This is a genomic window from Microbacterium sp. LBN7 (assembly GCF_045690345.1).
In the GTDB taxonomy this organism is placed as follows: Bacteria; Actinomycetota; Actinomycetes; order Actinomycetales; family Microbacteriaceae; genus Microbacterium.
Window position 1 is genome coordinate 206,480 of record NZ_CP147856.1, and the last position, 22,738, is coordinate 229,217.

The window sequence follows — 22,738 nt, forward strand, 5'->3', positions numbered from 1 at the left end:
CCGACGATCAGCCGCACACCTCGTACGAGGGCGCGTCCCGCGACGTGACCGTCACGCTGCTCGCCTGGTCCTCGCCGTCTCGGAACTGGAAGAAGACGTGCCCGTCGGCATCACCGGGAAGGCGCATCCATGTGCCGCTCCCGATCTCATCCGATCCCTGCTCCGCGTCCGGGTATTCCGTGAGCACCTCCGCGGTCGACGCGCCGACGCCCAGTCCCTCCGCGGTCCGAGGACCCTGGACGCTGCCGAGGTCCTCCGCGGCCGAGTACACCGACACCTCGCTGACGGGCGCCGTGTCGGATTCGGTGCCGCGCACGAAGTACGCACCGTAGGACGAGTCCGCCGCTGTCCACCACGCCGTCCAGGAGCAGACGTCGTCGTTCTTCCAGGTGTCAGGGAGCATTCCGAGCACGGCGGCGAAGTCGCCGCCCAGCTCCGCGGGCCCGATCCCCGCCTCGCTGATGACCCAGGTCGCAGGGTCGGCGGGATCGGCCTCGGGAATCTCGGTCGGCGTCGGCGTCGGCTCCGTCGAGGCGGTGGGTCCGGCCGAAGGCTCCTCCGCGGTCGAAGGCGCGCATCCGGCCAGGAAGCCGAGGACGGCGGCCGCCGCGACCGCGGAGAAGACCCGTCGCATGTCGTTCGTCCGCATCGCCGCTCTCCGGTTCTCGAGCACGCGTCGCGCTCGCCTAGGCTGTCGTCGTGCCCGCGACCCCCTCACACCCTCTCGAGGAGATCGTCCGGCCGGTGCTCCGATGGTATCGACTCGGTGCCCGTGATCTCCCCTGGCGCCGCGCGGCGTTTCATGAAAAGTTCGGCGCATGGGGCGTGCTGGTGAGCGAGTTCATGCTGCAGCAGACTCCGGTCGCCCGCGTGATCCCGCACCTCGAGGCGTGGCTGGCGCGCTGGCCCACGCCTCCGGCGATGGCCGAGGCCTCCGCGGCGGACGTCGTGCAGCAGTGGGCCAACCTCGGGTACCCGCGCCGCGCACTGTGGCTGCATCGCGCCGCCGTCGAGGTGACGGCGCGCCACGGCGGCGTCGTCCCGCGCGACGTCGACGCGCTCCTCGCACTCTCCGGCATCGGCGACTACACAGCCAGGGCGGTCGCCGTCTTCGCATACGGAGACCGCCATCCCGTCGTGGACACCAACACGCGCCGCGTGCTCGCCAGGGCGGTGGAGGGTCGCGCGCAGCCCGCGCCGCCCTCCCGCCGAGACCTGACGCTGATGGAGTCGCTCCTGCCCTCGGACGACGTCGACGCCGCGGCCTTCAACGCCGGCGCGATGGAGCTGGGCGCGACGGTGTGCACGGCGCGATCCCCGCGCTGCGAGGTCTGTCCTCTCTCCGGCACCTGCGCCTGGCTCGCCGCGGGACGACCCGACACCGGCGACACCCGCCGACGCCAGGCGGCGTACGAGGGTTCGGACCGGCAGGCACGTGGCGCGGTCCTGCGGCTGCTGCGCGATGCCGCGCCCGCTCCGGTGCCGCTGCACACGGTCCTGCACGACTGGCCGGATACGCGACAGCGCGATCGGGCGATCGACTCCCTGATCGCCGACGGGCTCGCGGAGGCGGACGGAGAATCGATCTCCCTGCCGCGCTGACAGACCGCCTCGCGGCTCAGACGTGCCGATTGGTGCGGTGCGCGAGCGCCGTGAGCTCCACCCGCCGACGCACGTCGAGCTTGGCGAAGACGCGCCCCAGATGCACCTCGACCGTCCGGACGGAGACGCTCAGGGCCGCGGCGATGTCCTTGTTCCCCGCGCCGCCCACAGCGAGCATCGCCACCTCCACCTCGCGTGCGGTCAGCAGCTGCGACCAGACGTGTCGGCACGACGACAGAGGGTCCGTGGGGACATCCGCCTCGGCCCCGTGCGGCTCCAGGCGATCGAGCCGATCCCTGACGGCCCGCGCCCAGGCGGCCGCCCCGGCGAGTTCGAAGAGATGCCGGGCGATCCGCAGATGACCTCGCGCGGCGACGACGTCATCGCGGATGGCGCACTGGACGCCGAGCATGGTCTCGACGCGCGCTCTCGCGAAGGGCGAACGCAGGGTCCGGGCGGCGGCGTGCACCTCGTCGCGCTCGGACCGCCAGCGCGCGTCGGTCGTGGTCGCGATCCTGATCCGGAGTTCGTGCGCGAGGAAGACCTCCGGCGGCGCGACGATGCTCGGAGCATCCGAACCGGTCTCCGCGGTCGCGGCGACCTCGTCGAGACCGGGCACCGAGAGGGTCGTCTGCGGTGCCCCCAGGTCGAGCCAGAGCCGCATCGACGCGGCGGCATCGTCGAACGCACCGGCGAGGAACGACGCGATCGCCCTGTCGACCAGGACGTCGATCCTCGTCGCCGGCGGGAGCGCGGCCGTGAGGCAACGGGAGACCGGACCGATCTCGCCGCGCACCGCGAGATCCAATCGGCGTGCGAGCACGACCCCCAGGCCGGCGAACGGCATCGCGATCGGGAGCTCACGCGCGGCGAGCAGGATCCGTTCGCGAGCACGACCGATGTCGCCGCGCCACACGAGCAGCAGCACCTCGACGACCGACCGATAGGCCCGGACCACCGGGCTGAACTCGAAGCCGGCCACGAGGGGGTCCGGTTGCCCATCCATGATCGCGTCCGCTGCCAGAGTCCGCAGTCCGAGGTCGACATCCCCGTCGACGGCCGCGCGCATTGCGCTGAGCATCCGTCCGCTGAGCGGCCCGGTTCCGGTGATCTCGTCGAGGTCGCGGTCTCCGACGAGAAGCCAGCTCAGGGCGATCACCGGATCGCGGAGCTCACGCTCAGCGCCGACGCGTGCAGATCCGACACGCAGAGCATCCAGCCATCGGCGCATTCCCGGGCGATCGCCGCGCTCCGCGCAGAGCACGGCGGCGAGGGCCGCTGCACGGGTCCACGAATACCAATCGCCGGTGTCGTCCGTGCGGGGGCGGAGGGAGCTCGGGTCCACGTCCGGCACAGCACCCTGAAGATGCGTGCGGGCGGTGATCAATCCCGCGAGCCCCTGCAGCCGGTAGCGCTCGGTGCCGTCGGGGAACAGGCTCCCCAGCCACTCCGCGGCTTCCACCGTGAACCCCGCGCCCACTGAGGCCGCGCCGGCGACGAGCCGCGCCTCATCCCGGTCGGCGCCCTCCGCATGCTTCGTCGCCTCCCGCGCGAGGAGCAGAGCACGCTCCGGATGGCCGGCTTCCGACAGCTCCCGGGCGATCCGGGTGAGTTCGGCAGCGGCGCGCGGGTCCTGCTCGAGCGAGGCCCGCGCCCGGTGCCAATCCGCACTCACCGCATCACCCCGATTCCGGAAGACCCGGCTGAGCCGATCGTGCACGGCGCCGACGACGGCGGCGTCCGTCCTCGCCTGGACCCAGATCGCCAGACGCGTGTCCGTGAACCGCACTCTCCCTGCCCGGACGATCAGGTGCCGAGCGACCGGAGCCGCCGAGATCTCGAGCGCGGACCGACCGTCGAACGTCAACAGCGGATCGAGTCGGTCGTCGAGCGTGACGGAGAGCGCGAGGAGGAGGTCGCGATCTCGCGCCGGGAGGAGGAGGTCGTGAAAGCGGGCGGCGATCGCCGGGACGACCGGAAGCGGCGTCGGCAGCGGGCGCAGCCCCGCCCGCTGCGCCGGCAGCAGGCGCTCCACGACCTCACGGATGGCCGGCACGTCGCCCTGCAGCTCGACGGCCAGTCGAGACACGACGTGGGGCGCGCATCCCCACCCGCGGGAGAGCAGATCGTCGAGAAGCGCCTCGATGACCTCCGGCGTGGCCGGGAGGCCCTTCTGCGCGTTCGAACCCTCGATGCCGATCCCCCTCAGCTCGGCGGGACGCGATCCCGCAGAGGCGAGGCTAGCAACGGGGAGTCTCCGGCGGAGCGTCTCACCGACGTTGTATATCGGTCGACGTCCCTACCGGAGCAGACCTGCAGCCGGACGAGGTCAGTCCTGCTCGTCCTCGGTGCGATAGGGGTCGGCGTCGCCGGCGTGCGATGCCGAGGAGGCGAGCTTCGCGACCTCTGCATCGCGCTCCTGCGCCTCACGCAGGAGAGCGCCGATGTGGTCGGCGTTCTCCGGGAGCGCGTCGGGGATGAACTCGAGCGTCGGCACGAGCCGCGTGCTGAGCTGTCGTCCGACCTCGCTGCGCAGCATGCCCGTGGCCGAGGTGAGCGCTGCGCCGCTGGCGATGCGCTCCTCCTCCGTGCCCAGCACCGTGTAGAACACGGAGGCATGCTGGAGGTCGCCGCTGACGCGGACGTCGGTGAGGGTGACGAAGCCGAGGCGCGGGTCGCGCAGCCCCTTCTCCAGCCGCTCGGCGAGGATCACGCGGATCCGGTCCGCCAGACGAGCCTGTCGTTCACCAGCCATTGTTCTCTCCTAAGACCTGGCGGTCGTCGAGCGAGCGAAGCGAGACGAAACGCCCTGTAGAAGACGTTTCGTCTCGTCGCTTCGCTCCTCGCTCAACGACCGCGGTGGTTTGATCAGCCGCGAGGCTTCTCGACGAGCTCGGTCGTCTCGATCTCGTCACCGATCTGGATGTCGTTGAACTTGCCGAGACCGATACCGGCCTCGTAGTCCGTGCGAACCTCGGTGACGTCGTCCTTGAAGCGGCGCAGCGACTCGATGGCGAGGCCATCGGCCACCACGACACCGTCGCGGATGACACGTGCCTTGGCGTTTCGCGTGATCGTTCCCGACCGCACGATGACACCGGCGATGTTGCCGAACTTCGACGAGCGGAAGACCTCGCGGATCTCGGCGACGCCCGACTGGACCTCTTCGAACTCCGGCTTGAGCATGCCCTTGAGCGAGCTCTCGATCTCATCGATGGCGTTGTAGATCACCGAGTAGAACCGGATGTCGACGCCCTCGCGCTGAGCGCGCTCACGCGCCTTCGTGTCGGGACGCACGTTGAAGCCCACGATGATCGCGTTGTCGATCGTCGCGAGGTTCACGTCGGACTCGGTGATCGCACCGACTCCGCGGTGGATGATGCGCAGCTGCACCGAGTCGTCGACTTCGATCTTGAGGAGCGACTCCTCGAGCGCCTCGACAGCACCCGACACGTCGCCCTTGATGATGAGGTTGAGCGACTCGACCTTGCCCTCTTCGAGTGCACGGGTGAAGTCCTCGAGCGAGATGCGCTTGCGGGCCTTGGCCAGCTGAGCGTTGCGCTCGACCGCTTCACGCTTCTCAGCGATCTGACGGGCCATGCGGTCCTCGTCGGTGACGATGAACACGTCGCCGGCGCGCGGCACGGAGTTCAGACCCTGCACCTGCACGGGACGCGACGGGTAGGCCTCGAGGACCTGCTCGCCGTTCTCGTCGGCCATCGCACGCACGCGTCCGTAGGCCGTACCCGCGACGATCGCGTCGCCGACCCGGAGCGTTCCGGACTGGATGAGCACCGTGGCGACCGAACCGCGACCCTTGTCGAGCTTCGCCTCGATGGCGACACCGCGAGCGGCCTTGTTCGGGTTGGCCGTCAGGTCGAGACCGGCGTCGGCGGTGAGCAGCACCGCATCCAGGAGGTCCTGGATGCCGGTGTTGGCTCGCGCCGAGACGTCGACGAACATGACGTCGCCACCGAACTCCTCCGCGACCAGACCGTACTCGGTGAGCTGCTGGCGCACCTTGGACGGGTTGGCGTCGGGCTTGTCGACCTTGTTCACGGCGACCACGATCGGCACGTTCGCCGCCTGGGCGTGGTTCAGGGCCTCCACCGTCTGCGGCATGATGCCGTCGTCGGCCGCGACCACGAGGATCGCGAGGTCCGTGACCTGCGCACCGCGGGCACGCATGGCGGTGAACGCCTCGTGACCGGGGGTGTCGATGAACGTGATGGCACGCTCGATGCCCTCGTGCTCCGTCCACACCTGGTAGGCACCGATGTGCTGGGTGATGCCTCCGGCCTCACCCTCGATGACGTTGGTCTGGCGGATCGCGTCGAGAAGGCGCGTCTTACCGTGGTCGACGTGACCCATGACGGTGACGACCGGCGGACGGATCTCGAGGTCGTCCTCGCTCTCCTCCTCCAGCTCCTGCTCGAGGTTGAGACCGAAGCCCTCGAGGAGCTCCTTGTCCTCGTCCTCGGGCGAGACCATCTGGATCTTGTAGCCGAGCTCAGCACCCAGGACCTCGAAGGTCGCCTCGTCCAGCGACTCGGTGGCCGTGGCCATCTCGCCGAGGTTGAAGAGGATGGTGACGAGGGTTCCCGGCTGCACGGTGTAGCCGGTCAGCGTCTCGATCTTGTCGGCGAAGTCCGCGATGGATGCGCCGCGACGCATGCGGATGATCTCCCCGTTGCCACGGGTGACGTTGACGCCACCGACGACCGGGGCGCTCCGCATCTCGAATTCCTGCCGCTTCGCCCGCCGCGACTTGCGCTGCTTGCTCTTGCCGCCGCCCTTGCCGAAGGCACCGGCGGTACCACCACCGGGACCGCGGCCACGGCCGCCGCCACCACCGGGACGACCGGCGAAACCGCCACCGGGGCGTGCACCGGGGCCGCCTGCACCACCGGGTCCACCGGCGCCGCCGGGACGACCGGGGCCGCCGGGACGCTGCTGGAACGGTGCGCCGCCGGGACGACCGCCACCACCGGGGCGACCTGCGCCACCGGGACGCGGGGAACCGGGGCGCGGGGCGCCCGGACGCGGAGCGCCGGGGCGAGGCGCCTGCGGGCGCGGGATGTTTCCGGGCGTCGGGCTCGGGCGCTGGCCCATGCCCTGCGCGGAAGCGAAGGGGTTGTTGCCCGGACGCGGACCCGCCGGACGCTGGCCCATCCCCTGCGAAGAGGAGAACGGGTTGTTGCCGGGGCGCGGGGCACCGGGCTTCGGGGCGCCGCCGTCATCGGACTTCGCCGGTGCCGGCTCGGCTGCCGGAGCGGGGGTCTCCGCGGCGGGAGCAGGTGCTTCCGGAGCGGGGGCCGCCGGAGCGGGAGCCTCGGGGGCGGGCTTCGGGCCGGGCTTGGGGCCCGGGGTCGGAGCCTGCTTGGCGGCGGGCTTCGCTGCGGGCTTGGCCGCAGGCGCGGCATCCGCACCGGCCTTGAGCGAGCCGTCGGCCTCGATCGCCGCACGCAGCTTGCGCGCCACCGGCGGTTCGATGGTCGAGGACGGGCTCTTCACGAACTCGCCGAGTTCCTTGAGCTTTGCAAGAGCGACCTTGCTGTCGACGCCGAGTTCGGCGGCGATCTCATGTACGCGTGGTTTACCAGCCACAATTCTCCTGTCTGAGTCGGTCCACCCAGACAGGGCAGACCACTAGTCGCGGACGGGTCTCATTTCGAGCCGTTCACTTTGTTTCCATAGCTGTTCAGCCTTTGTTTCTTGGTGGGTGCTGTTCGAAGGTCCGCGTGTCCAGCTGAGTGGACACGCGCAGTGCTCGTCCGAATGCGCGACGCCGCAGAGCGGCATCCATGCATTCCTGTGTCGGATGCAGCCACGCGCCTCTCCCCGGCAGAACGGCACGCTCGTCGATGACGAGCACGTTGTTCTGGGACACCACTCTGAGAAGAGAGGAGCGGGGAGCACGCGTGCGACAGCCGACGCACGTTCGTACGGGTTCCATCTTACACCTGCGTTCCCTCGACCCTCTCCCCGCGTGGTGCGAGTCGGGACGAGATCCGGTCAGTCGTCGAGGACGCTGTCGGGCTGGATGTCGATCTTGGCTCCGGTGAGCTTGGCGGCCAGTCGGGCGTTCTGCCCCTCCTTGCCGATCGCGAGCGACAGCTGGTAGTCGGGCACCAGGGCGCGCACGGCCTTGGTGCCGGCGTCGAGCACGAAGGCGCTCGTCACCTTGGCCGGCGACAGGGCGTGCGCCACGAAGGTCGCCAGGTCCGGGTCGTGATCGACGATGTCGATCTTCTCCCCCGCGAGCTCCTCGGTCACCGCGCGGACGCGGCGCCCCATCTCGCCGATGCAGGCACCCTTCGCATTGATCGACGGATCGTTGGCCTTCACCGCGATCTTGGTCCGGTGCCCGGCCTCGCGGGCGAGCGAGACGATCTCCACGAGACCGGCCGCGATCTCGGGCACCTCCAGTGCGAAGAGCTTGCGTACGAGGCCGGGGTGGGTGCGCGACACCGTGATCTGCGGACCCTTCAGCCCCTTCGCGACGCTGGTCACGTAGACGCGCAGGCGGGATCCGTGGGTGTACTCCTCGCCCGGAACCTGCTCCTCGGGGGGCAGGATGGCCTCGACGGAGCCGAGATCGACGTGGATCATCCGCGGGTTCGGTCCCTGCTGGATGACGCCGGCGACGATGTCGCCTTCCTTGTCCTTGAAGTCGCCCAGCACGACGTCGTCCGCGATGTCGCGGAGGCGCTGGCTGATGACCTGCTTGGCGGCGAACGCGGCGATGCGGCCGAAGTCGTCGGGCGTCGCGTCCTCCTCGCCGATGATGGCGCCCTCTTCGTCCTTGACGACCTGCAGCACGGCGACGTGGCCGGACTTGCGGTCGAGCTCGACGCGGACGCCCTCGGGCGTGGCACCGTCAGCGGCGACGTGCTTGGAGTACGCGGTCAGGATCGCCTGCTCGATGATCGAGACGAGCTCCTCGAAGGGGATCGCCTTCTCCTTCTCGATGCCTCGCAGCAGACTCAGTTCGATGTCCATGACGGCCTCCCTATTCAGCTCTCGTCGCGCCTGATCGCACGCGCGACATCCGTACCACGATACCCTGTGCCCACCGCCTGTTGCCACGGCGGCAGCCGCGCCGCCGCGGCGAAGACGCCGCAGGAGGACCACGTGAACTCGTTCGACACCATCGTGATCGGCGCCGGGATGTCGGGCGTCGCGGCTGCGCGGATGCTGACGGACGCCGGCCAGCGCGTCGTGGTGCTCGAGGGGCGCGACCGCATCGGCGGACGGATGAGCTCGGACCGGCAGGCCGGGTTCCCCGTCGACCTCGGGGCGTCATGGATCCACGGGATCGACGGCTCGGCGCTCTGGCGACTCGCTCAGGCCCTCGATGTGCCGACGCTGGAGTACACGGTGGGCAGCTTCCAGGTCGGCGGGCGCCCGATCGAGAACTTCGACGGCGACGGCAGACCGATGGATGCCGATGCCACCGCACGATGGATCGCGGATGTCGACGAGGCGGACCGTCTCCTCGTCGAGGAGATCGCGGCGTCCTCGCCCGGCGACACGTATCTGGACGTCACCGAGCGCGCACTCGACCGCTCCGGGCTCGCACCCGAGCGCATCGACGAGATCCGCGAGTTCTTCCGCCACCGCGTCGAGGAGCAGTGCGGCGCGTGGATCGGCGACCTCGACGCTCATGGCCTCGACGAGGACGCGATCGACGGCGACGAGGTGATCTTCCCGCGCGGCTACGACGAGCTGCCGCACCGCATCGCCGCGGGACTCGACATCCGCCTCGACCACGTCGTCACGCACGTCGCGCGGTCGGCGGCCGGAGTCGTCGTCCGCACCAGCGATGCCGAGTTCACCGCTGATCGCGCGGTCGTGACCGTGCCGCTCGGGGTGCTCAAGAGCGGCTCCCTCGTCTTCGAGCCCGCGCTTCCCGATGCCGTCGCCGGCCCCATCGACCGGCTGGGCATGGGCGTCTTCAACAAGATCTTCCTCCAGTTCCCCGAGCGGTTCTGGAACGAGGAGAGCTACGTCATCCGCGCGCTCGGAGAAGCCGGTGAGCACTGGCACTCCTGGTACGACGTCTCGGCGGTGAGCGGCATCCCGACCCTGCTCACGTTCGCCGCGGGGCCGTTCGGTCGGCACATGCAGGAGCTCCCGGACGACGAGGTCGTGGCGGACGTGGTCCGTGCGCTGCGGGTCCTCTACGGCGATGCGGTCGGAGAGCCCGCGGCGCACTGGATCACGCACTGGGGTGAGGACCGCTTCTCCGTCGGCTCATACTCCCACCTCGCCCTCGGCTCCTCGCATCACGATCACGACGAGCTCGCCGGTCCGGTGGACGACGTGCTGCACTTCGCCGGCGAGGCGACCTGGGGCGATGAGCCCGCGACCGTCGGAGCGGCGTACTACTCGGGGCACCGGGCTGCGGAGCGCATCCTCGGCCGGTCGGTGGATCTCGACGCCTTCGCCGCGGGCATCACTGCGCGCGAGCAGACGGAAGATCGTTGATCGCCCGGATGAGCCGGAACAGGTTCCCGACCTGACGCTGGTCCAGGTGCAGGATCAGTCGCGGCAGGTGCAGCACGTCGTCGTCGGCGACCTCGGCCCGCCGGGGCGCCGCTCGTTCGATCCGCCCGGACGAGAGCATCAGCGCGAACTGCTCGTTCAGCGACTCGATCTCGGCATCCGTCGGCTCGTTCCGCAGACGCAGGACGAGCGAGTCGCCGATCCAGCGGAGCGAATCGTAGTTCCGCCAGAAGCCGGCGATCTCGGCGCGCGCCTTGTCCGCGGAGTCGGTGACGACGACCCGGTCGAAGTCGCCGGGTGAGATGACGCCCATCGGCTCGAGGGTGTCGTCGATGTAGCGCTGCAGGCCCTGCCAGAACGTGCCGCCGGGCTGATCGAGGAGCACGATGGGCGTCGGCTCCGCCTTGCCGGTCTGCTGGAGCGTGAGGAGCTCGAACATCTCGTCGAGCGTCCCGAAACCTCCGGGCAGGCAGATGAACCCGGAGGATTCCTTGACCAGCATCAGCTTGCGCGTGAAGAAGTACTTCATCGCGACGACCTGACCCTGACCCGTGACGAGGCTGTTCGCCTTCTCCTCGAAGGGAAGCCGGATCGAGACGCCGAGCGAGAGTTCGGGGCCTGCCCCCTCCGCCGCGGCCTGCATGATCCCTGGACCCGCTCCGGTCACGACCATCCAGCCGTCGGTCGCGAGGGCCGCTGCGATGTCGCGAGCCTGCAGGTAGAGCGGGTCGTCCTGTCGCGTGCGCGCGGATCCGAAGACCGTGACCTTCGGCACGCCGTGGAAGGGCGCGAACAGCCGGAACGCATCGCGCATCTCGGCGAGGGCTGCGGAGGCGATCTTCAGGTCCAGTCGGCCCGCATCGTCCTCACCGAGACCGATCGCCGTGCGGATCATCCGCGTCACGAGCCTGCGTTCGTCATGAACTCCCGCGTCGTCGAGGAGCGCGTCGATCTCGGCGGTCAGGGTCTCCGCCAGCGGTTCGTCCGTCATGATCCCAGCGTCGCATGTGGGAAGGAGGTGATGCGTCCCGCAACGCCGCGCTCCGCGGGAGAGCGGGCGCGGCGTTCGGGCAGACACTCAGCAGGTCAGGCGCTCCACGACGTCGCCGACGGAGATCGCGTCGCGCTCCCCTGTGCTCCGGTCCCAGAGCTCGACCTGCCCATCGGCGGCGCCACGGCCGACGATGACGATCTTCGGCACGCCGACGAGTTCCGCATCGCCGAACTTCACGCCGGGCGAGACCTTGGGTCGATCGTCGTACAGCACGTCGAGTCCGACGCTCTCCAGCTGCGCCGAGAGCTCTTCAGCGACGTCGAAGGTGACCTGGTCGCGACCCGCGGCCACGACCTGCACGTCGAACGGCGCGACGGATGCCGGCCAGATCAGGCCCTTGTCGTCGTTGTTGAGCTCGGCGATGATCGCGAGGATGCGGGTCACGCCGATGCCGTAGGAACCCATGGTGACGGTGACGAGCTTGCCGTTCTCGTTGAGGACCTTGAGCCCCAGCGCCTCGGCGTACTTGCGGCCCAGCTGGAAGACGTGCCCGATCTCCATTCCGCGCGCGAGCTCGACGGGACCGGAGCCATCAGGTGCGGGGTCTCCTGCGCGGACGTTCGCGATCTCCACGATGCCGTCTGCGAAGAAGTCCCGCCCGGCGACGACCGAGTGCGCGTGCTTCTGGTCGATGTTCGCGCCGGTGATCCAGCTGGTGCCCTCGCTGACGCGCGGGTCGACCAGATAGCGGATGCCGGTGGCCGACTCCTCGCCGAGCACCGCACCGGTCGGCGACCAGGGGCCGATGTAGCCCTTCACGAGCAGCGGGTTGTTCTCGAAGTCGTCGGCCGTGGCCGTCGCCACCTCGGCGGGGGCGAAGGCCACTTCGGCGCGCTTCTCGTCGACCTCGCGGTCGCCGGGGATGCCGACGATGACGAGTTCGCGGGTGCCGTCGAGGTGCGTCAGCGAGAGGACGACGTTCTTGAGCGTGTCCGCAGCGGTGTACTCGCCGTCCAGGTGTGCATTGGTGTGCGCGACGAGCGTCTCGATGGTCGGGGTGTCCGGCGAATCGAAGATGACCGGCGCCGCATCGGCGTCGAACGCGATCGCGTCGGGAACAGCCGTCGTGAATGCCTCGACGTTCGCCGCGTAACCGCCGGCGCTGCGGACGAAGGTGTCCTCACCGACGGGCGTCGGGTGCAGGAACTCCTCGCTGCGCGAGCCGCCCATGGCGCCGGCATCCGCCTGCACGATGACGTACTCGAGCCCGAGACGCTGGAAGATGCGCTCATACGCGTCGCGCTGCGACTGGTAGCTGGCGTCAAGGCCCTCATCCGAGGCGTCGAAGGAGTAGGCGTCCTTCATCGTGAACTCGCGACCGCGGAGCAGACCTGCGCGCGGGCGCGCCTCGTCGCGGTACTTGTCCTGGATCTGGTAGATCGTCAGCGGGAGATCCTTGTACGACGAGTACAGGTCCTTCACGAGCAGCGTGAAGGCCTCCTCGTGTGTGGGCGCGAGGAGGTAGTCGCCGCCCTTGCGGTCCTGGAGACGGAACAGCAGATCGCCGTACTCCTCCCAGCGACCGGTCGCCTCATACGCCTCGCGCGGCATCAGCGCCGGGAAGTGCACCTCCTGCGCACCGGCCTCGGCCATCTCCTCGCGCACGACGGTCTCGATCTTCGCCTTGACGCGCAGACCCAGTGGCAGCCACGCGAAGATGCCGGCGGCCTGCGGACGGATGTATCCCGCCCGGATCAGCAGCTTGTGGCTCGCGACCTCTGCACCGGCAGGGTCTTCGCGAAGCGTACGGAGGAAGAATTTCGAGAGACGAGTGACCACGGCTCAAGTCTAGTGAGCCAGGTCACCCGTCTCTGCGACGAGGTCAGTTGAGCGCGGGCAGACCGGAGGGGACGACTCCCCCGCCGTACAGGCTGGCGGCGAGTTCCTGCAGGGCCGTCAGCGCCACGCGCTGCGGCAGCGGGCCGTAGGAGATGCGTGCGACGCCGAGCTTCTCGTAGTCCGAGGCGGCGAGAGCGCCGGGGACGCCGATCACGCTGACCTTGCGTTCGCCGATGCCCTCGACGAGCTGACGGGTGACGTTGGCGTCGAGAAGGCCCGGCACGAAGACCGCGGTCGCACCCGCGTCGAGGTAGGCGCGGCCCCGCTGGATCGCGTCGGCGATGCTCTCCGGGACCGGGCGGTGACCCGCGCGGACGAAGGCGTCGGTGCGCGCGTTGAGGGCGAACGGGATGCCCTCGGCCTCGGCGGCCTTCACGATCGCCTCGACGGCGGCGACCGACTCGTCGAACGGCTTGAGCCGGTCTTCGACGTTCGCACCGACGATGCCGACACCGATCGCGAGGCGGGTGGTCTCCCCCGCGTCTCCGTAGCCGTCGTCGAGATCGGCGGTGACAGGCACTTCGACGGATGCCGCGATGCGCCCGACCATGTCGATCATGAGGTCGCGCGGAGTCGCGCCGTCGTCGTAGCCGAAAGAGGCGGCGATGCCGTGTCCGGCGGTGGCGATCGCCTTCGTCTCAGGAAGGGCGGCGACGGCACGGGCGCCGACGACATCCCACACGTTCACGACGCGGAGGATCTCCGGAGCGTCATAGAGTCCGACAAGGGTCTGGGCCTTGGCTGCAGTGGTCATGACTCCACGCTAACGCGGGTGGTCGACATCGGGGGCGGTGCGGGCGGAACAATCGCGGGGCTCCTCAGAGGTGTTCCGTTGTGTTGGGACAGGATGCTGGTGTATCGGTTTGTGGGCGTGATCTGGGGGTTTCAATGTCGGTGGCTCCTGTTTCACTAGGGGTATGACAGCACTGGCGGACGCGACGATCGAGCAGGTGAACGCACTGGGTGCGGTCACCGAAATGCTCGTCGAGGTCGAGCGCACGATCAGCAGCATGCAGGCCGTCCGGGACGGGTTTCTTGCGGTCGGGTCCCGGTTGGCGGTCGACATCGCCCAGCAGGCCGCGTCACGGGACGAGGCGGAGCTGGCGTTGCGGACGGTCGCGGCGGAGTTCGCGGCCGCGCTGCGCGTGTCGGACCGGACGGTGCAGCGGCGGATGACGGACGCGTCGTTCCTGGTGGAGCGTTTCCCGTCGGTGTGGCGGGCACTGGGGTCGGGGCGGATCAGTGCCGCACATGCCCGGGTGATCTGCGACGCCGGCGAGCACCTGGACGATCCTGCGGACCGGGAGGCGTATTCGGCGGAGATGATCGGGTTCGCGGAGACGGAGTCCGCGAACCGGGTCGCGCGGCGGGCGCGGCGGGTCGCGGAACGGTACCAGTCCCGCCCGATCGGCGACCGGCACAAGGATGCGCGGAAGAAGCGGGGCGTGTGGGTGAAAGACCTCGCTGACGGGATGGCGGAACTCGGCATGTGCGGGCCCGCCGCGCTGGTGCATGGAGCATTCGACCGGATCACCGCCATGGGAAAGACCATGCACGAACAGACGGTACAGGAACCGGCGGTGCAGGAACAGGCGGGCCCGACCCGGGCGGATGCTGCCGCCGACGCGCGGGAGAGTGCGTTCGGTCCGGCCGCCAACAAGAAGCCCGGTGACACGGTCGCCAAAGACCCGCGCACTCTGGGACAGACCCGGGCCGACATCGCCCTCGACCTCCTCCTCACCGGAGCCCCGGCAGGCCACGACACCCCCGGCGGCCTCCTCGGAGCGATCACGGCAAGCGTGTCGGTCACGGTCCCGGTCACGACCCTCATGGGGCGGGGTGCGATCCCCGCGGAACTGAACGGGTGCACCCCGATCGACCCCGACACCGCGAGACGCCTCGCGGGGGCGGCATCCGGGTGGGATCGCATCCTCACCGACCCCATCACCGGGGCGCTCCTCACTGTCGACCGCTACCGACCCAGTGCGGAGCTGAAACGACACCTCCGGGCCCGGGACCAGCGTTGCCGATTCCCCACCTGCGGGTACCCACCATCGGACTGCGACATCGACCACCACCACGACGCCGCCCACGGCGGTGCGACCACGGTGGAGAACCTCGGCCACCTCTGCAGACGACACCACGTCCTCAAGCACCAGACCCCGTGGCACGTCGAACCCCTCGGCGACGGCACCTACGCCTGGACCAGCCCCACCCGCCGCACCTACATCGACAAGCCGCCGCCCCCGCACACGATCACCTTCACCGACGACGATTCGAGCCCGCCGTTCTGACACCCCGCGCCCTTCCGACACCCTGTGCTCTGCCGACGCCGCTCTGCAGCGGCTCGACCTAGTGTGGAGACATGCCTCAGCGCCGATCTCACGTCGCCCCGTCCGCCGCGCAGACCGAGCTCGCCTCGGCGCTGGCCGCGTTGCGGGAATCCGTCGACGCCCCGATCGAGTTCCCGGCCGACGTCCTCGCCGAAGCCGCAGCTGCCGATCCGACGGATCCCGAACTCGACCTGCGGGAGGTTCCGTTCGTGACCCTCGACCCGGCGGGATCCCGCGATCTCGACCAGGCGTTCCACCTGGAGCGCGACGGCGCCGGGTACACCGTCCGCTACGCGATCGCCGACGTCCCCGGTTTCGTGACACCTCGGGGTGCGGTCGATGTCGAGGCACGCCGCCGCGGGCAGACCCTGTATGCAGCGGACGGACGAATCCCTCTGCATCCGCCAGTTCTCAGCGAAGACCGCGCCTCTCTCCTCGCCGACGTCGACCGGCCCGCCCTGGTGTGGACGTTCTCGCTCGACAGCGACGGCGCCGTCACCACGTTCCGACTCGAGCGGGCGCTCATCCGCTCCCGCGCACAGCTCGACTACGTGACGACGCAGGCCTCCCTCGACCGCGGGGAGGAAGGACCCGCGACTCTGCTTCCCGAGATCGGCGCACTGCGCATCGAGCAGGAACGCGTCCGCGGCGGCGCGAGTCTCAATCTCCCCGACGAGGAGGTCGTGCGCGCTGCCGACGGCACCTATGGCATCGAGCGTGCCAGCCCGCTGCCCGTCGAGGAGTGGAACGCACAGCTCTCACTGATGACCGGGATGGCCGCCGCATCGCTCATGATCGACGCCGGCGTCGGCATCCTGCGCACGATGCCTCGACCCGATGACGACGCCTTCGAGACCTTCCGACACCAGACCGAGGCCCTCGGCCGCCCGTGGACCACCGGCGACTACGGCGAATACCTGCGAGCCCTCGACCGGACCGACCCTCTGACGCTTCCGGTGCTGCAGGCCGCCGCATCGCTCTTCCGCGGCGCCGGCTACGTCACGTTCGACGGAGCGGCCCCGAAGGACGCGATCCAGGCCGCGATCGCCGCGCCCTATGCGCACGCGACCGCTCCGCTGCGGCGCCTCGTCGACCGCTGGGTGCTCGCGATCTGCCTCGCGGTCTCGACCGGCCAGGAGATCCCGTCGTGGGCGCGCGAGTCGCTCGACGACCTGCCCGGATTGATGCAGGAGTCCGGACGACGCGCATCCCAGCTGAACGCGGCGACCATCAACAGCGTCGAAGCAGCTCTCCTCGCCCCGCTGGTCGGCACCGAGATCGACGCGACCGTCATCGAGCTCCGCGGCGAACGGGCATCCATCCAGATCGCGGAGCCCGCCGTGACGGCATCCTCTCCGGTTCCCGCCGGTGCGCAGCCGGGCGACGTGGTCCGGCTGCGGGTCGTCCGGGTCGACATCCCGCGCGGTGAGATCGAGTTCGCGATCTGAACCCGGGCCTCCGGCCTCGCCGACGGCGGGAGCGACGAGCGCCGCTCAGCCCGCCGGCACCGCGGTCGTCGTCATCACCAGCAGCTGCGGGTCGGTCAGATCCAGCGTCACCGTGATCGAGGCGAACTCCGACAGCGACGCGACGTGCGTCCCGCCGCACAGGATCACGGCTTCGCCCTCGGGCAGCTCGCAGTGCCAGCGCCGGCGATCGACGATGGTCGGCCCCTCGACCTCGATGCGGCTGGAGGCTCCCGACGCCACCCAGTCGGCGAGCTGGGCGTTGATGCGCGCCGCACGGGCGTCGAGCGTGGCTGCGAAGGTCTCCGTGTCGAACCCGGCACGACGCAGACTCTTCCCGAGCCGGTACTCGTCCAGCGCACCGTCCTCGTGGATGCGACTGGTCTGGTTCGCCCGACCCTCGAAGTCGGGGTTGCCGAGCGCGTCGGCGCCGGGGTCCTTGCGCCACAGGTCGGCGACGGCGAGGTCCAGCGCGAGCGAGGCGAGATGGCACGCGGTGTGCCCGCGGCTCAGTCCCGCACGGCGAGAGGCATCCACGGACAGGGTGACCGGTGTACCGGGGACGAGCCCCTCGGGCGCATCCGCAGCGAGGCGATGCCCCACCAGCCATGTCCAGCCCTCGGCGCCGCGCTTGACGGGGATGGCGCTGCCGACGGCGAACTCGCCGGCATCGCTCGACGCCGCCATGACGGCCTCGACGACGGCCGCACGCTCGTCCCCCGCGATCAGCTCTCCGGAATCGCCGGGCTGATCGGGCCAGGTGTGGTCCACGGGATGGAACGGCGACGCGTCGACGACGACCACGACTCCGTCGGGAGCGGCCTCGACCCGCGTGACCACACCGTCTCCGATCACAGAGCCATCGGCGAAGGACACGATCGTTGACGACATGGGACTCCTGGGGTCGGTGCGAAGTGACGGGACGGCGTCCGGGGACGCCGACATGATCAGTGAGCCGGCGGAATGGTGAAGCTCGCGAGTTTGTCGCCCTCCACCACGAAGATGCCGTCGGACTCGCCGTTGAACACGCGACTGGACCATCCGAACCGGATGCGGGTCGTCTCCCCCTCGGTCGTGGCGCTCAGCACGGTCATGCGCGCTCCGGCGCCGATCGCATCGCTTCCCGCCCAGCTTCGGAGGCCGTCGGGGCCCGCCCTGACCGTTCCCCAGTCGCTCACGAAGCCGTCGGCGGTGAACGCCGACACGAAAGCCTCGGTGTCAGCCGCGTTGATCGCATCGACCATCGCCTGCACGGGAGCGGGTACGGAGTTCTGCGACATCATCGTCTCCTTCGGGTCTCGCGTCAGACCGTGACGACCTGGGCCGTACCGAGCGGAGCCTCGGGGCCCATCTCGGCGGCGATCCGGTTCGCCTCCTCGATCAGCGTGGCGACGATGTCGGCCTCGGGGACGGTCTTGATGACTTCGCCCTTGACGAAGATCTGCCCCTTGCCGTTGCCGGAGGCGACACCGAGGTCGGCCTCGCGCGCCTCGCCGGGACCGTTCACGACGCAGCCCATCACGGCGACACGCAGCGGGACGGTCATGTCTTTGAGCCCCTCGGTCACGTCTTCCGCGAGGGTGTACACGTCGACCTGCGCGCGTCCGCACGACGGGCACGACACGATCTCGAGCTTGCGCTCGCGCAGGTTGAGGGACTGCAGGATCTGGTGACCGACCTTGACCTCTTCCGCAGGAGGTGCGGACAGCGAGACGCGGATGGTGTCGCCGATGCCCTCGCCGAGCAGGATGCCGAACGCCGTCGCACTCTTGATCGTGCCCTGGAACGCCGGACCTGCCTCGGTGACGCCGAGGTGCAGCGGCCAGTCGCCCATCTGCGCGAGAAGGCGGTAGGCCTGGACCATGATCACCGGGTCGTTGTGCTTCACCGAGATCTTGAAGTCGTGGAAATCGTGCTCCTCGAAGAGCGAGGCCTCCCAGCGTGCGCTCTCGGCGAGGGCCTCCGGCGTCGCCTTGCCGTACTTCTGCAGCAGACGCGGGTCGAGGGACCCGGCGTTGACGCCGATCCGCAGCGAGACGCCCGCGTCCTTCGCCGCCTTCGCGATCGCGCCCACTTGATCGTCGAACTTGCGAATGTTGCCCGGGTTCACACGCACGGCGGCGCAGCCGGCGTCGATCGCCTGGAAGACGTACTTCGGCTGGAAGTGGATGTCGGCGATCACCGGGATCTGGCTCTTCTTCGCGATGATGTGCAGCACGTCGGCATCGTCCTGCGAGGGAACCGCGACACGCACGATCTCGCAGCCGGACGCCGTGAGCTCGGCGATCTGCTGCAGGGTCCCGTTGATGTCGGTCGTCTTCGTCGTCGTCATGGACTGCACGCTGACGGGTGCGTCACCACCGACGAGCACCTTGCCCACCTTGATCTGGCGGGACTTGCGACGCGGGGCGAGGACGACGGGGACCTTCGGCATCCCAAGATTCACTGCTGGCACCCCTCAAGCCTACGCCGCCAGGATGCACGAGGGCTGGATGTCGGCCGCACGGTCACGGTGTCATCCGCCCGGGGACGGCGCCTCCGGTGTGGTAGTTTTCACCCCATGCTCGCGAACTTCACCTGGTGGCCCGCCTCCTAGGCGGTGTGTTCGCGTTCCCACGAATCCAGACCGCCTCCGGGGCGGTCTTTTCGTTGAGCCGAGCCGGAGCCCTGCACAGGAGACATCGATGACCCTCTCACGACTCGCCGAGCTCAGCACCGACCCGGCGTCATCCTTCGTGCTGATCGCACGCGACGGCGCCGACACCGTCGAGCTCCTCACCGGCGACGTCGTCGACGTCGACCTGCTCCGCGACATCCCACTCGACATCGACGGCGTGCCGCGCGAGGTGTTCGCGCTCGTCCCGTATCGACAGGTCCGCGAGCGCGGCTTCGTGGCGCAGGACGACGGGGCACCCCTGCGCTGCATCGTCGTGGACGAGCACGTGCACCTCGACACCGCGCAGCTTCTCGCCGCGCTCCCCGACGCACCCGTGCCGCTGCACGACGACGGCTTCGACATCGCGGACGCGGAGTACGCCGCGATCGTCGAGAAGGTCATCGCCGAGGAGATCGGACGCGGCGAGGGAGCCAACTTCGTCATCCGACGCGACTTCACGGCGAACATCGACGTCGACGACCGCACAGCGGCGCTCACCTGGTTCCGCGCGCTGCTCACGCACGAGCGCGGGGCGTATTGGACGTTCGCCGTGTTCACCCCCGGCCACATCGCGGTCGGTGCGAGCCCGGAGGCGCACGTCGTCGCCCGCGGCGGCGTCGTCACCATGAATCCGATCTCCGGCACGTTCCGGCACCCGGCCGGAGGCGCCACCAGGGAGACCCTCGTCGACTTCCTCGCGTCGACGAAGGAGACCGAGGAGCTGTTCATGGTCGTCGACGAGGAGCTCAAGATGATGAGCGCCGTCTGCTCCGACGGCGGCAGGATCACGGGTCCGCACCTCAAGGAGATGTCACGGCTCACGCACACCGAGTACATGCTCCGCGGACGCAGTGCCCTCGATCCCCGCGACATCCTGCGCGAGACGATGTTCGCCCCCACGGTCACCGGCTCGCCGATGCAGAACGCCTGCGCGGTCATCCGCCGGCATGAGAAGAAGCCCCGCGGCTATTACTCCGGTGTGGCGGCACTGTTCACCCCGAATGACGCCGGTGGACACGACCTCGACGCCCCGATCCTCATCCGCACCGTGTACCTCCAGGACGGCGCCCTGAGCGTCCCTGTGGGCGCGACCCTGGTGCGGCACTCGGACCCGCTCGGTGAGGTGTCGGAGACCCACGGCAAGGCAGCGGGCGTTCTGGGCGCCATCGGCGCCATCGACCGCGATCGCGTCGCCGAGGCCCGCAGCGACGCGGATGCCCCCGGTGACGAGAAGGCACTCGCCGACGACCCGACGATCGCCGCACTGCTCTCATCGCGCAACGCCCGGCTCGCGGACTTCTGGCTCAACCCGCAGGGCGACGACCTCGACGGACCTTTCGCCGGACGTACCGCCCTCGTCGTCGACGCCGAGGATCGCTTCACGACGATGCTCGCCCACCAGCTCCGCCACCTCGGCCTCGCCGTCACGATCAGCCCCTGGAGCGAGGTGCAGGACGCCGATCTCGATGCGGCCGACATCGTCGTGGCTGGCCCCGGCCCCGGCGACCCTCGGGATGCCGCGAACTCCCGTATCGCCCGCATGCGCGAGGTCGTCGCTCGGCGCATGGATGCCGAGGCCCCGCTGCTCGCCGTCTGCCTGAGCCACCAGATCCTCAGCGACCGCTTCGGCATCGCGCTGACGTCGCTCGATGCTCCGCATCAGGGCCTCCAGAAGGCGGTGCCCGTGTTCGGTGAGGAGCCGTCGATCGGCTTCTACAACACCTTCACCGCCCGGGTCGCACCCGGCACGACGACGGTCGGGCCGGCGGAGGTCTCGGCGGACGCCGGATCGGGTGACGTCTATGCGCTTCGCGGCGCCCACTTCGCCTCGGTGCAGGGGCATCTCGAGTCGATCCTGTCGCGCGACGGCATCCACACGCTCGAGCGTCTCGTCCGCCACGCGCTCGCCTGAGCAGCTGCCCCGGGGGCCGCTTACTGCAGGATGTCGACAGGGTTGAACAGGTCGGCGACCAGCAGGAGCGCACCCATCCCGATCAGCAGCACCGCGACGACGACCGTCAGCGGGACGAGCCTCGTGGCATCGACCGGCGCCGGCGGCGGCCGGCGGAAGAGCTTCGCCCAGATCCGCTTGATGCCCTCCCACAGCGCGACCACGACGTGACCGCCGTCGAGGGGCAGCAGCGGGATGAGGTTGAAGACGAAGAGGGCGATGTTGAGCGAGCCCAGAAGTCCGAGGAGCACCGCGAAGCGGTTCAGGATCGGGGCGTCGGTCGCGGCGACCTCTCCGGCGATGCGGCCGACCCCGACCACGCTCAGCGGCCCGTTCGGGTCGCGCTCGCCTCCGGTCACGAGTGACACTCCGACGTCCCAGAGCCGCACCGGCAGCGTGACGATCAGCGAAGCCACCCTGGCGACGTTGTCCGCCGTCATCTCCGGGCCCGCGCTCAGAGGCTGCTGCACGTAGCCCATCTGCGATCCCATGCCGACGTAGCCGACCTCCTTGACCACGGGCTCGCCGGCTTCGTCGAGGATCGGTTGCCCGCTGGCATCCGTGATCGTGCGCTCGGCGGCGATCGGCGTGATGCGCAGGGTCTGCTCCGCACCGTCGCGGCGAACCACCATGTCGAGAGTCTCGCCGGGTGCTGCCTGGACGATCGCCGTCGCATCGGCGAACGTCGACACCGGCTGGCCGTCGATCGAGACCAGCACATCGCCCGGCTCGATGCCCGCCTCGGCCGCCGGCGATGCCGGATCGTCGGCCGAGCACTCCGTGGCCGTGGACTCCGCCGGTACGACGCACTCGGTCACCGACGCGATCGTCGTCGTCCCCTGCTGCACGCCGATGCCGGAGACGAGGACCGTGAAGATGATGACCGCGAGGAGCAGGTTCATCAGCGGCCCGCCGAGCATGACGACCACGCGCTTCCACACCGGGAGCCTGTAGAAGACCCGGTCTTCCGCGCCCTCGGCGATGGTCTCGTCGTTCGCGGAGCGCGCATCCTGGATCAGCGTGCGGAACACGCCCTTCGCCGGACCGGCGGTCTTCGACGCCGGGTACATGCCCGACATCGAGATGAAGCCGCCCAGCGGCAGCATCTTGAATCCGTACTCGGTCTCGCCGATCCGCTTCGACCACAGCCGCGGACCGAAGCCGATCATGTACTGGCCGACGCGCACGCCGAAGAGCTTGGCGGGGACGAGATGGCCGACCTCATGCAGGCCGATCGACAAGCCGAGGCCGATCAGCATGAACAGGATGCCGCCCACATAGAGCAGGATTTCCACGTGCTCACGCTACTGCCCGCAGCCTAGGAATCCG

18 protein-coding genes are annotated in these 22,738 nt (G+C 69.6%); 5 read left to right on the plus strand and 13 right to left on the minus strand.

What is annotated here, in order from left to right; genetic code table 11:
- Window positions 1-7: 7 nt before the first annotated feature.
- Complete coding sequence (locus LBN7_RS01045) at window positions 8-649, minus strand: hypothetical protein (RefSeq protein WP_407360715.1); 642 nt, start codon at window positions 647-649, stop codon at window positions 8-10.
- A gap of 182 nt (window positions 650-831) precedes the next feature.
- Between LBN7_RS01045 and LBN7_RS01050 the strand changes: the two genes are divergently transcribed.
- Window positions 832-1,602, plus strand: coding sequence for an A/G-specific adenine glycosylase (locus LBN7_RS01050; protein WP_407360716.1), 771 nt, complete (start codon window positions 832-834; stop codon window positions 1,600-1,602).
- 16 nt (window positions 1,603-1,618) lie between these two features.
- Here LBN7_RS01050 and LBN7_RS01055 read toward each other — a convergent pair whose 3' ends face one another.
- From LBN7_RS01055 to nusA, 5 genes are all read right to left on the minus strand, one after another.
- Window positions 1,619-3,691, minus strand: coding sequence for a LuxR C-terminal-related transcriptional regulator (locus LBN7_RS01055; protein WP_407360717.1), 2,073 nt, complete (start codon window positions 3,689-3,691; stop codon window positions 1,619-1,621).
- 240 nt (window positions 3,692-3,931) lie between these two features.
- The gene (gene rbfA, locus LBN7_RS01060) at window positions 3,932-4,357 is read right to left on the minus strand and encodes a 30S ribosome-binding factor RbfA (RefSeq protein WP_116635227.1); all 426 of its coding nucleotides are present in this window, start codon (window positions 4,355-4,357) and stop codon (window positions 3,932-3,934) included.
- A gap of 113 nt (window positions 4,358-4,470) precedes the next feature.
- Window positions 4,471-7,209, minus strand: a complete 2,739-nt coding sequence (infB, locus tag LBN7_RS01065) for a translation initiation factor IF-2 (RefSeq protein WP_341945599.1) — start codon at window positions 7,207-7,209, stop codon at window positions 4,471-4,473.
- A gap of 94 nt (window positions 7,210-7,303) precedes the next feature.
- Window positions 7,304-7,558 carry a YlxR family protein gene (locus tag LBN7_RS01070; RefSeq protein WP_116635229.1) on the minus strand — a complete coding sequence of 85 codons (255 nt, stop codon included), beginning with the start codon at window positions 7,556-7,558 and terminating at the stop codon, window positions 7,304-7,306.
- A 59-nt stretch (window positions 7,559-7,617) separates the two neighbouring features.
- Complete coding sequence (gene nusA / locus LBN7_RS01075) at window positions 7,618-8,604, minus strand: transcription termination factor NusA (protein WP_116635230.1); 987 nt, start codon at window positions 8,602-8,604, stop codon at window positions 7,618-7,620.
- 66 nt (window positions 8,605-8,670) lie between these two features.
- On the opposite strand from nusA, the gene LBN7_RS01080 reads away from it, so the two are divergent.
- Window positions 8,671-10,092, plus strand: coding sequence for a flavin monoamine oxidase family protein (locus LBN7_RS01080; protein ID WP_407360718.1), 1,422 nt, complete (start codon window positions 8,671-8,673; stop codon window positions 10,090-10,092).
- Here LBN7_RS01080 and LBN7_RS01085 read toward each other — a convergent pair.
- From LBN7_RS01085 to LBN7_RS01095, 3 genes are all read right to left on the minus strand, one after another.
- Window positions 10,061-11,101: a TIGR00730 family Rossman fold protein gene (locus tag LBN7_RS01085; protein ID WP_116635232.1), complete on the minus strand. Its 1,041-nt coding sequence runs from the start codon at window positions 11,099-11,101 to the stop codon at window positions 10,061-10,063. The genes LBN7_RS01080 and LBN7_RS01085 overlap by 32 nt on opposite strands.
- Window positions 11,102-11,188: 87 nt before the next feature.
- The gene (locus LBN7_RS01090) at window positions 11,189-12,943 is read right to left on the minus strand and encodes a proline--tRNA ligase (protein ID WP_407360719.1); all 1,755 of its coding nucleotides are present in this window, start codon (window positions 12,941-12,943) and stop codon (window positions 11,189-11,191) included.
- A gap of 43 nt (window positions 12,944-12,986) precedes the next feature.
- Window positions 12,987-13,757 carry an isocitrate lyase/phosphoenolpyruvate mutase family protein gene (locus LBN7_RS01095; protein ID WP_407360720.1) on the minus strand — a complete coding sequence of 257 codons (771 nt, stop codon included), beginning with the start codon at window positions 13,755-13,757 and terminating at the stop codon, window positions 12,987-12,989.
- A 163-nt stretch (window positions 13,758-13,920) separates the two neighbouring features.
- Between LBN7_RS01095 and LBN7_RS01100 the strand changes: the two genes are divergently transcribed.
- Window positions 13,921-15,297 (plus strand): DUF222 domain-containing protein, encoded by a 1,377-nt coding sequence (locus LBN7_RS01100; protein WP_407360721.1) that lies wholly within the window; start codon window positions 13,921-13,923, stop codon window positions 15,295-15,297.
- A 71-nt stretch (window positions 15,298-15,368) separates the two neighbouring features.
- Window positions 15,369-16,784, plus strand: a complete 1,416-nt coding sequence (locus LBN7_RS01105) for an RNB domain-containing ribonuclease (RefSeq protein ID WP_407360722.1) — start codon at window positions 15,369-15,371, stop codon at window positions 16,782-16,784.
- 45 nt (window positions 16,785-16,829) lie between these two features.
- Here LBN7_RS01105 and LBN7_RS01110 read toward each other — a convergent pair whose 3' ends face one another.
- Genes LBN7_RS01110 through ispG form a run of 3 tightly spaced genes read right to left on the minus strand, consistent with a single transcriptional unit; the run spans window position 16,830 to window position 19,236 of the window.
- Window positions 16,830-17,693: a hypothetical protein gene (locus tag LBN7_RS01110; protein ID WP_407360723.1), complete on the minus strand. Its 864-nt coding sequence runs from the start codon at window positions 17,691-17,693 to the stop codon at window positions 16,830-16,832.
- A gap of 56 nt (window positions 17,694-17,749) precedes the next feature.
- A complete protein-coding gene (locus LBN7_RS01115) occupies window positions 17,750-18,082 on the minus strand; it encodes a nuclear transport factor 2 family protein (protein WP_407360724.1) in 333 nt (110 codons plus the stop codon).
- Between the two features lie 23 nt (window positions 18,083-18,105).
- Window positions 18,106-19,236, minus strand: a complete 1,131-nt coding sequence (gene ispG / locus LBN7_RS01120) for a flavodoxin-dependent (E)-4-hydroxy-3-methylbut-2-enyl-diphosphate synthase (protein WP_116635238.1) — start codon at window positions 19,234-19,236, stop codon at window positions 18,106-18,108.
- A 250-nt stretch (window positions 19,237-19,486) separates the two neighbouring features.
- Between ispG and LBN7_RS01125 the strand changes: the two genes are divergently transcribed.
- Complete coding sequence (locus LBN7_RS01125; protein WP_407360725.1) at window positions 19,487-21,370, plus strand: chorismate-binding protein; 1,884 nt, start codon at window positions 19,487-19,489, stop codon at window positions 21,368-21,370.
- A 20-nt stretch (window positions 21,371-21,390) separates the two neighbouring features.
- On the opposite strand, the gene LBN7_RS01130 is transcribed toward LBN7_RS01125, so the two are convergent.
- Window positions 21,391-22,704, minus strand: a complete 1,314-nt coding sequence (locus LBN7_RS01130) for an RIP metalloprotease (protein ID WP_116635240.1) — start codon at window positions 22,702-22,704, stop codon at window positions 21,391-21,393.
- Window positions 22,705-22,738: the final 34 nt, after the last annotated feature.

What these genes read in the sequence shown, in the direction of transcription:
- ispG (WP_116635238.1), bottom strand. Translation starts at nt 19,236, where the DNA reads ATGCCGAAGGTCCCCGTCGTCCTCGCCCCGCGTCGCAAGTCCCGCCAG.
- LBN7_RS01110 (WP_407360723.1), bottom strand. Translation starts at nt 17,693, where the DNA reads ATGTCGTCAACGATCGTGTCCTTCGCCGATGGCTCTGTGATCGGAGAC.
- LBN7_RS01125 (WP_407360725.1), top strand. Translation starts at nt 19,487, where the DNA reads ATGACCCTCTCACGACTCGCCGAGCTCAGCACCGACCCGGCGTCATCC.
- LBN7_RS01045 (WP_407360715.1), bottom strand. Translation starts at nt 649, where the DNA reads ATGCGGACGAACGACATGCGACGGGTCTTCTCCGCGGTCGCGGCGGCC.
- LBN7_RS01085 (WP_116635232.1), bottom strand. Translation starts at nt 11,101, where the DNA reads ATGACGGACGAACCGCTGGCGGAGACCCTGACCGCCGAGATCGACGCG.
- LBN7_RS01070 (WP_116635229.1), bottom strand. Translation starts at nt 7,558, where the DNA reads ATGGAACCCGTACGAACGTGCGTCGGCTGTCGCACGCGTGCTCCCCGC.
- LBN7_RS01115 (WP_407360724.1), bottom strand. Translation starts at nt 18,082, where the DNA reads ATGTCGCAGAACTCCGTACCCGCTCCCGTGCAGGCGATGGTCGATGCG.
- LBN7_RS01095 (WP_407360720.1), bottom strand. Translation starts at nt 13,757, where the DNA reads ATGACCACTGCAGCCAAGGCCCAGACCCTTGTCGGACTCTATGACGCT.
- LBN7_RS01105 (WP_407360722.1), top strand. Translation starts at nt 15,369, where the DNA reads ATGCCTCAGCGCCGATCTCACGTCGCCCCGTCCGCCGCGCAGACCGAG.
- LBN7_RS01100 (WP_407360721.1), top strand. Translation starts at nt 13,921, where the DNA reads ATGACAGCACTGGCGGACGCGACGATCGAGCAGGTGAACGCACTGGGT.
- rbfA (WP_116635227.1), bottom strand. Translation starts at nt 4,357, where the DNA reads ATGGCTGGTGAACGACAGGCTCGTCTGGCGGACCGGATCCGCGTGATC.
- nusA (WP_116635230.1), bottom strand. Translation starts at nt 8,604, where the DNA reads ATGGACATCGAACTGAGTCTGCTGCGAGGCATCGAGAAGGAGAAGGCG.